Raw genomic sequence first — 8,288 nt, 5'->3', positions numbered from 1 at the left:
GTTCGGTTCTCTCCATCTGTGGACTCTAGTTCTCCTTCACTCAGCTACTACACCAGCGTTCACTCTGGTCATCCGTGACTCAGCACAGCTCACGAAGCGACGCTCGGGAAGTACCGACATTCGAACAACGCTCGTCGTGACGCAACTCAAGGATTTACTCGGCGAGTTCGAACGCCAGGAACGGGTTCGTCTCGAATCCCGACTCGAACGGACGCTGGTCTCGCTCCCGCCCGAGAGCACGGCGAGTCCGTACTTCGGATTCACCTACACCGTACTCGTCCCGCTGTTGACCTTCCTCCCGGTGTTTCTTTCCGGCAGCGTGGCGGTGGACGCCATCGCCGAGGAGTTTGACCGGGGGACGCTCGAACTCCTGCGTGTGACCCCACTGTCCGGCGTGGACATCGTGGACGGGAAGATGCTCGCGATGGGGGTGCTCGCCCCACTGCAAGCCGGAGCGTGGTTGGTGTTGCTCTCTCTGAACGGCACGACGGTCGAGAACCCCGTAGAAATCCTCTTGCTCGTGACGGGATTCTCTCTGAGCGTGGTCGCGATGGGTGCTGCGCTCGCCCTGCAGTTCCGCGACCGAAAGCAGTCCCAGTTTCTCTTCTCGATGGGTGTGCTCGTCGTCTTCAGCGCGACCTACCTGCTTCCCGAATCTCCCGCGAACACGGTGGCGAAATTCGTCATCGGCAGTCCGACGCCGCTGACGCACGTGATGGTCGGCGTCTACGTGGCGCTCTCGCTCGTGGCGTACGCAGGTGTACGACGGCTTGTCGGTTCGCGCGGGCTCGGCGAATGAGGAGAATCGGTCTCCTTTCGGTGAGTCGCCTTCGTCCGAGACGGGGACGAAACGGCAGTGACCGGTGTCGAAAACATATGCAAGCACCGGTTTTATTGGCCCACGCCGACTGTTGTCACCTATGAACGAGGACAGAAAACCCTTCGACACGAGCGCGGCGTTCGACGGCGAGTTCGACGACGAACTACCGGCGACAGTCGACAGGAGGGCGATCGAGCGAATGCGGACGGTCGCGCGTCTCTTCGACGACTTCGTCCGCGTCCCGGGGACGGATTTCAAGGTCGGAATCGACCCCGTACTCGGGGTGATTCCGGTCGTCGGTGACGTCATCAGCGCGGGACTCTCGATGTACATCGTCCTCGAAGCGGCGAGACTCGGCGTCTCGTACACGACGCTCGTGCGGATGATAGCGAACGTCGCCATCGACGTCGGCGGTGGCTCGATTCCCTACGTCGGAGGCGTCATCGACGCCGTCTGGAAGGCGAACAAGCGCAACCTCGAACTGGTCATCGAAGACCTGGTCGAGCACGCACCCGAAGAGCGATTCGACGAGGAGGACGACGCGGTGACTATCGAAGTCGAGTAACGAGTCCGTTCGGTGCGAGACGCGGTCGAAGAGTCGCCGTCCGGCGCCGTAGTGACACGCGTCTCGAAATACGATTCGGCGATTGCTCACGACTCGCGTGTCTCGGGCGACTCGCCGGTCTGTCGACCGGAGAGGTCGTCTACGACGAGCTGGTACATCTCGAACTCGACGTCGTCAGGTGGCACGTCGAACATCGTCCGAATCGGCAGTTCGGCCTCTCGGAGCACCCGGACGACGCTCACGTCGACGTCGCTGTCGGTGACCAGTTCGATTCGTCCCGACGCGATGACGCTCTTCCACCCCGACGCCACTTCGTCGTAGACGACGAGACGCGCCGTTTCGGAGGCGTCCAGATACGTCCGTTTCTCACTCTCGTCGGCGAACCCGAGTCGAACGAAAAACCGTCGGGCCGATGCGTCGAAGCCGTAGGAGACGGGGATAGCGTACGCCTCTCCTTCGTCTGCGAGCGACAACACGCCGGTACCCCCCCGTCCCAGAAAGTCGATTATCTCACGGTCCGTCATTTGCACCGCTGCGTCGTCGTCCATGCCGACAGATATGACCGCACACCACAAAAATCAGTAGGGCGACGTATTTTTGTCGTTTACTCGGTACTCCCGTCGCCCGTCTGTATCGTGAACGGGCCGTTCGTGCCGGGCGTCGCATCGAGGATTCGCTTCACTCGCCCGTGCCACGCGTCGTGGAACGCCGTCCGTTCTTCTGCGGTCGCCTCTCCGGAGACCAGTTTCGGAACGAGATTCGTGGGAGATTCGTCCCCGTCCGGCGGTACGCCGCCGTCCGAAGCCGGGTCGAACGATACACGCACGGTATCGTCTGTGTCGCGTCTGGTGAACGCGAACGACCGTCCCGAACCGGGGACGTCGCCATACGTGAGGAGGCCGTTTCGCGCACCGAATCCTCCGAACCCGGCGAATCCCGTCTCGTCGGCCGCCCCGGTGATGACGCGAACGACGTTCGCCATCGGACCGTAGCCCGGGTCGTCGGGTCGACCTCCGACGACGACAGCTATCTCGCTTCTGACGGGACAGGAATCGGGATACAGCGCGTCGAGAGCGAGTTGCGTTCCCCGGAACGCGCCCGCCACTGCGGGACAGGCGTGTCCTGCGACCGTGGCTACGTCGGCGAACGAGATTCGCAGTGGTTCGCCCTCCGGAACCATACCGAGAAGTTCCGCGAGTGGGTCTCGAATCTCGACCGGGTCGGCGTGGGCGAGTCGCTGCCTCGAGGTGGAGTCGGCGTTTCGAGAAGCCCTCGTCGATACGTCGGCGTCGGTGGGTACGTCAGTCAACGGAATCACCTACGTCACCCGTCGGTTTGCCGATTCGAAGCGATTTACACGAATATGTTCGGCCGTTGGGACACCACCGATTGAAGACCACCGCCCGCGAATAGCAGACGAGACCGATGTGCGACTCAGACACCGACGGCGTCCACGTCACGGGACGGGTCGGTACTCCCGTGACGCTCGACCGGGCGACACTCGAAACGTTCCCGCAGTCCACCAGCCACGACTCGTTTCTCTGTGCCAGCGGAACCCGCTGGGACGGTTACTGGCGAGGTGTGTCACTCCTCGACCTCCTGGATTTCGCCGACGTCTCGGGTGACACGACCCACATTCAGGTCGTCGGTCACGACGACTATGCGGCGTGTGTTTCCATCCTCGATGCGACCAGTGGTCTGCTCGCTCTTTTCCAGTCAAAATCGAACGAGGACGACCTTCGGCCCTGTCGTCCCCGATTCGTGACCGGCGGGGTGGAGGCACCGCGGACGGTAAAGGACGTCTCCGAGATTCGTGCCCTCCAGTTACAGGACGGCGAGCGTCCGGAAGAGCACGAGTAGGGGCGGGTAAAACGCGCCGTCGGGAAGCGTCGCTGGTCGCGCGGCAACAACCCTCTTTTCGTCGCCCCTCGATACTCGAATATGGCAACTGTAATCGGGATAACGTGCCCCGATGGCGTGGTGCTCGCAGGCGACCGACGTCAGACGACGGACGGGTCGGTCGTGAGCGAGACAGTACAGCGAGTGTTCGACTACGACTTCACCGGGGCGGCCGTCGTGGGCGAGGTCGGCTCGATACAGGAGTTCGACAGACGGTTCGAGTCCGAACTCCGAGCGTATCGAGACGAGAACGACGCGATACCGACGCTCGACCGAGTCGTCCGGACGGCGAGCGAAATCGCGACGACAGTCGAAGTGGATGCGCTCGTCGTGGCACGCGACCAGGACGGTACCGCTCGACTCCGCGAGGTCGGACGCGACGGGCGCGAGCTATCGGCCGAGATAGCTGCCCTCGGAAGCGGTTCGCCCGTCGCGTTCGGGCGACTCGAAGGGATGGAGACGAACCGCGACATCGACGCCGTCGAAACGCTCGCTCGAGAGACGTTACAGGCGGTCGCAGAACGGGCGGTCGACACTGGCAGCGACGTCGACGTGTTTCGACTTCCACACTTGTCGGATGCCGAGACAGGTAGTACGTGATCTCAGTTCGAAGCGGACGTCACGACGAAGCTTCTTCACCGTCGTCTACCACGGTGAGTTCCTGGGACCCACACTTCGAACAACTCGGACTGAATATCGAAACCCTCTGTTCTGTCCCACAGGCTTCGCAAACGACCTCCGTCACCGTTCTTCCCCCCCTCTGCGGCCCGCTGGGGAGCGTCGATAGCCGGGGGCCGTCCCGCGTGCTGTTAGAATACGAATTTCCGACATCTGTTACGTTTTCCATGAATTTTCTCATTGCCTTCTTCGATATTGCCTGTGTGAGTTGCTGCAGTTCGATATCTGATACTCGTATTGAAATTAGTAACACAGTTACCTAAGAATTTACTGTAAAGTATTAGTGTCAAGAAAATGTCTGAAACATCCATCCCGACATCGACGCTTCGTTGGGGTGAACATGTTCGCAACACCAGTACACATATTGTTTTCGTTGATGAATATCTGTGTGAAAATCCAGCTTCCGTTGACGGGGGTTTATCTATCATCGGTGTCTCCTGGTCGATATGGGTACTTCAGGGGACGTTCTCGGTGAAACGCTCTCCGTCTTCACTGCCGTCCAACCGCCGACCACTCCCCTCACGACGAGTGAAGTTTCGGACGCGCTGGAATGTACGCGGCGAGCGGCGTACGACCGGCTGGACAGACTCGTAGAACGCGGCGACATCGAAACCAAGAAAGTCGGGGCGCGTGGTCGCGTCTGGTGGCGGCCACACGCGGACACCAGCGACACCTCCGACGGGTCGCAACGTGACGACGAACTTACTCGTTCCGTGCTGGAAGAACTCTCGGAGACGGCACTCGTCACCGACGACGACGGCGCGTTCACCTACATCGGGCCGAACGCCCACCGAGTCTTCGGGTACTCCGTCGAGGAAATCGACGGGATGGGAACCGTCGATACGTTGCTGGGAGGGATGCCCGTCGATAGCGAAGACGTTCGAACGGGCGGCGAACTCACTGACGTCGAACGAACTGTAACCGACGCGGCGGGCGACGAACGCCGCATTCGAATCTCGGTCACGTCGGTCGAGGTCGGAGACGGGTCGGTGCTCTACACCTGTCGTGAGGTGCCCGACTACGAAGAGCGAGACCAGGACGCTCGAACGCAGCGTGACCAGTTCGAATCACTCGTCCAGACGGTCGAAGAGTACGCTATCTTCGTGCTCGATACAGACGGGACCGTCGCCAGTTGGAACACAGGAGCGGAGCGAGTCGAGGGGTACCACAGCGAGGAAATCGTCGGTGAAAACTTCTCGAGGTTCTACACCGACGAAGACCGCCACCGTGGCGTCCCCGAACGGAATCTCGCCGAAGCGAGAAAGACCGGCGGCCTCCAGGAGGAAGGCTGGCGCGTGCGAAAGGATGGGTCGCGGTTCTGGGCGACCGTCTCGATAACGCCGCTTCACGACGACGACGGAACGCTGCGTGGATACGTGAAAGTGATACGTGACATGACAGACCGACGTGACTACGAACGCGAACTGCGTTTCGAACGCAACCACGTCGAGCGGATTCTGGAAACGAGTCCTACCGGTATCGTCGTCTTCTCAGAGGACGGGGAGGTCACTCGAACGAACGCTCGCGCCATGGAGATAATCGGTGTCCCTGACGGAGACGTCTCGGACTACTCCACCGACGACTGGGACGTGTCCGATTCGTCGGGCGACCCCGTTCCGTTCGAGGAGTGGCCGGCGGTACGAGCACTGGAGACGGGAGAACCCGTGACGAATCGGGAAGTTCGAACGGTCGGGGTCGACGGCGTAGAACGGTGGATTTCGGTCAACGCGACCCCACTCGAATCGGGGGTCGAGAAGTGCGAGGAAGTCGTCGTGGCGCTGACGGACATCACACAGCTAAAAGAACAGGCACGGCGGCTCGAACACCAACGCGACGACCTCAGACACGAACTCGACGAGGTGTTCGACCGCGTAAACGACGGGGTCTTCGCGCTCGACGATGATTGGCGGTTCGATTACGTCAACGAGCGTGCAGCATCGTTCTTCGAAGAGCCCGAATCCGAGTTGCTCGGCCAGTCGATATGGAACCTCTTTCCCGATCTGACGGCGTACGAAAGCTACGATACGTTCCGCCGTGCGGTCGAAACGGAACAGTCGGTGAGCTACGAGGAGTATTACGAGCCGAACGACACGTGGCTAGAAGCACACGTCTATCCCTCGGAGACGGGGGTTTCGGTCTACTTCAGAGACGTGACCGAACGAAAAGAGCGCGAACAGGAACTCGAACGTTACGAAACCATCGTCGAGACGATATGGGACGGCGTCTACGCACTCGACCCCGACGAGCGATTCGTGCGAGCCAACGACGCGTTCCTCGAAATGACGGGATTCGACCGCGACGAACTCCTGGGGAAACACGCGTCGGTGGTCCACTCCGAGACGATAAACGACGCCGCCGCCGAGCTCAGTGAGGAAGTTCAGACCGGCGAACGCGAGGTCGCCACTATCGATTTCGACCTCAGAACGGCGGATGGCGAGTTAATTCCGGTCGAGAGCCGATTCGGCCCGTATCGATACGACGACGACGCAGTTGCGCGAACCGGCGTCGTCCGCGACGTTACCGAGCGAAAACAGTTCGAGGAGATGCTCAAAGCACTGCATAGCTCCTCACGGGCGTTCCTCGGTGCGAGGTCCAGCGAGGACGTGAGTCAAATCGCCGTCGAGACGGCGACCGAGGTTCTCGACCTTCCAGGCGTGGTCGTGTATCGTTTCGACGACGACAGGAATCTGTTGTACCCGGAGACATGCTCCGTGGAGACCGGTTTCATACGCCAGGCGTTTCCGGAGGTTCCCCCCGACGATAGCAGCACTACTGGGCACGTCTTCGCCGGGGGTGTGTCTCGGTACTACGAAGACATCCGCGAATCGCCACACTTGAACGTCGACCACTCGGACACCGAGATGCGCTCCGGATTGTTCGTCCCGATGAACGACCACGGGATACTCATCATCGGTTCGGGAGAGGTCGACGCGTTCGACGACGAAACGCGACATCTGGTCGAGTCACTGGTGGCCAACGCCGAAGCGGCCTACGACCGCGTCGAACACGAACACGAGTTGAGCCAGCAACGCGAACAGTTGGCAGCACTCGACGACCTGAACGCCGTCGTCAGGAAGATAAATGAGGCACTCATTCAGCAGTCGACACGCGAGGAGATAGAACAGGTCGTGTGCGAACATCTGGCCGAGTCGGACTCCTACCTGTTCGCGTGGACCAGTGAATTCGACCCGAAAACGCAGTCGATAACGTCTCGAGTAGCGGCCAGTGACGATGGATATACCGACGAAATCACACTCTCTGTCGACCCGAACGACCCGACGGGCCACGGCCCGACGGGCAAAGCAGTTCGGACGAAATCGATGCAGGTTACACACGATGCTCTCACGGACCCTTCATTCGAGCCGTGGCAGGAGTACGCGGAGAAGTACGGTTTCCGGTCGTCCGCTGCGATTCCGCTCGTCCACGAGGACACCCTGTACGGGATTCTTGGCGTCTATACGGAACGAAAAGCGGCGTTTCAGCACGAAGAACGGGAGGTAATCGGTCAACTGGGGGAGATGATCGGACACGCAATCGCGGCCATCGAACGAAAACACGCGCTGATGGGCGACCAGCTCGTGGAGGTTGACCTTCAGGTTCGAGACGTGTTCGAGGCAGTCGACGTCGAGACGGCGATAGACGACCCGATAACGCTCGACCGGACGGTTCCCGTCGCCAACGGAACGTATCTTCAGTACGGAACCACGACCGAGGAGATCGCAGACGAACTGGCTGAACTGACCGACGAGATACCACACTGGGAGGAACTGACAGTACTCAGCGAGCAGTTCGGTGAGAGCAGGTTCGAACTTCGACTCTCGGAACCGCCTATCGTGTTGGCCGTCGCGTCACACGGTGGGTCCATCGAACGAGTTACCGTCAAGGACGGCGACCTGCAGATGACGCTCCACCTTCCACCGTCCGTGGACGTTCGACGCGTCATCGATTCGATCAAACGAGAGTTCTCGACGGTCGATATGGTAGCACGCAGACAGGTAAATCGTCCCGAGATATCGCCGAACCGAATCCAACGGGTGTTCACGAACGAACTGACCGAACGCCAGCGAACCAGCCTGGAAGCCGCCTTCTACTCCGGATTTTTCGAGTGGCCACGAAACAGTTCCGGGGAGGACATCGCCGACACGCTCGGAGTCAGCGCACCGACGTTCCACCAACACATCAGATTGGCTGAACAAAAACTCTTCGAGGCGCTGTTCACCGAAGTCACCTCGACCAGTGAGTGAAGTTCGAAACGGTACGTGGACGCCCGTGTTCAAAGACTGACCGAGATTGAAATCAACACATTAGTACCCGTTCGGTACGTAC

Annotated in this window: 7 protein-coding genes; 5 read left to right on the top strand and 2 right to left on the bottom strand. The window is 60.4% G+C overall.

Annotated elements, in window-relative coordinates; all coding sequences use genetic code 11:
• The coding region (locus ACR3FF_RS12835; protein ID WP_458188464.1) for an ABC transporter permease at positions 1 to 799 on the top strand (799 nt) is incomplete at its 5' end.
• A 121-nt stretch (positions 800 to 920) separates the two neighbouring features.
• Entirely contained in the window at positions 921 to 1,385 is a 465-nt protein-coding gene (locus ACR3FF_RS12830; protein WP_458188463.1) for a DUF4112 domain-containing protein, read from the top strand.
• An 86-nt stretch (positions 1,386 to 1,471) separates the two neighbouring features.
• On the opposite strand, the gene ACR3FF_RS12825 is transcribed toward ACR3FF_RS12830, so the two are convergent.
• Both ACR3FF_RS12825 and ACR3FF_RS12820 read right to left on the bottom strand, forming a co-directional pair.
• Positions 1,472 to 1,933, bottom strand: a complete 462-nt coding sequence (locus ACR3FF_RS12825; protein ID WP_458188461.1) for a pyridoxamine 5'-phosphate oxidase family protein — start codon at positions 1,931 to 1,933, stop codon at positions 1,472 to 1,474.
• Between the two features lie 56 nt (positions 1,934 to 1,989).
• Positions 1,990 to 2,694 carry a hypothetical protein gene (locus tag ACR3FF_RS12820; RefSeq protein ID WP_458188460.1) on the bottom strand — a complete coding sequence of 235 codons (705 nt, stop codon included), beginning with the start codon at positions 2,692 to 2,694 and terminating at the stop codon, positions 1,990 to 1,992.
• 116 nt (positions 2,695 to 2,810) lie between these two features.
• On the opposite strand from ACR3FF_RS12820, the gene ACR3FF_RS12815 reads away from it, so the two are divergent.
• The 3 genes from ACR3FF_RS12815 (at position 2,811) to ACR3FF_RS12805 (ending at position 8,206) form a co-directional block, all read left to right on the top strand.
• A complete protein-coding gene (locus ACR3FF_RS12815; RefSeq protein WP_458188459.1) occupies positions 2,811 to 3,245 on the top strand; it encodes a molybdopterin-dependent oxidoreductase in 435 nt (144 codons plus the stop codon).
• A gap of 81 nt (positions 3,246 to 3,326) precedes the next feature.
• Entirely contained in the window at positions 3,327 to 3,884 is a 558-nt protein-coding gene (locus tag ACR3FF_RS12810; RefSeq protein WP_458188458.1) for a 20S proteasome subunit A/B, read from the top strand.
• A gap of 524 nt (positions 3,885 to 4,408) precedes the next feature.
• Positions 4,409 to 8,206, top strand: a complete 3,798-nt coding sequence (locus ACR3FF_RS12805) for a PAS domain S-box protein (protein ID WP_458188457.1) — start codon at positions 4,409 to 4,411, stop codon at positions 8,204 to 8,206.
• Positions 8,207 to 8,288 lie beyond the last annotated feature (82 nt).

It is taken from the genome of Haladaptatus ordinarius, assembly GCF_054177595.1.
This window is presented reverse-complemented; position numbering and strand designations above follow the sequence as displayed.

Bases quoted from the DNA above. Each gene is read 5' to 3' on its own strand.
- ACR3FF_RS12830 (WP_458188463.1), top strand. From the start codon at position 921: ATGAACGAGGACAGAAAACCCTTCGACACGAGCGCGGCGTTCGACGGC.
- ACR3FF_RS12825 (WP_458188461.1), bottom strand. From the start codon at position 1,933: ATGGACGACGACGCAGCGGTGCAAATGACGGACCGTGAGATAATCGAC.
- ACR3FF_RS12815 (WP_458188459.1), top strand. From the start codon at position 2,811: ATGTGCGACTCAGACACCGACGGCGTCCACGTCACGGGACGGGTCGGT.
- ACR3FF_RS12805 (WP_458188457.1), top strand. From the start codon at position 4,409: ATGGGTACTTCAGGGGACGTTCTCGGTGAAACGCTCTCCGTCTTCACT.
- ACR3FF_RS12810 (WP_458188458.1), top strand. From the start codon at position 3,327: ATGGCAACTGTAATCGGGATAACGTGCCCCGATGGCGTGGTGCTCGCA.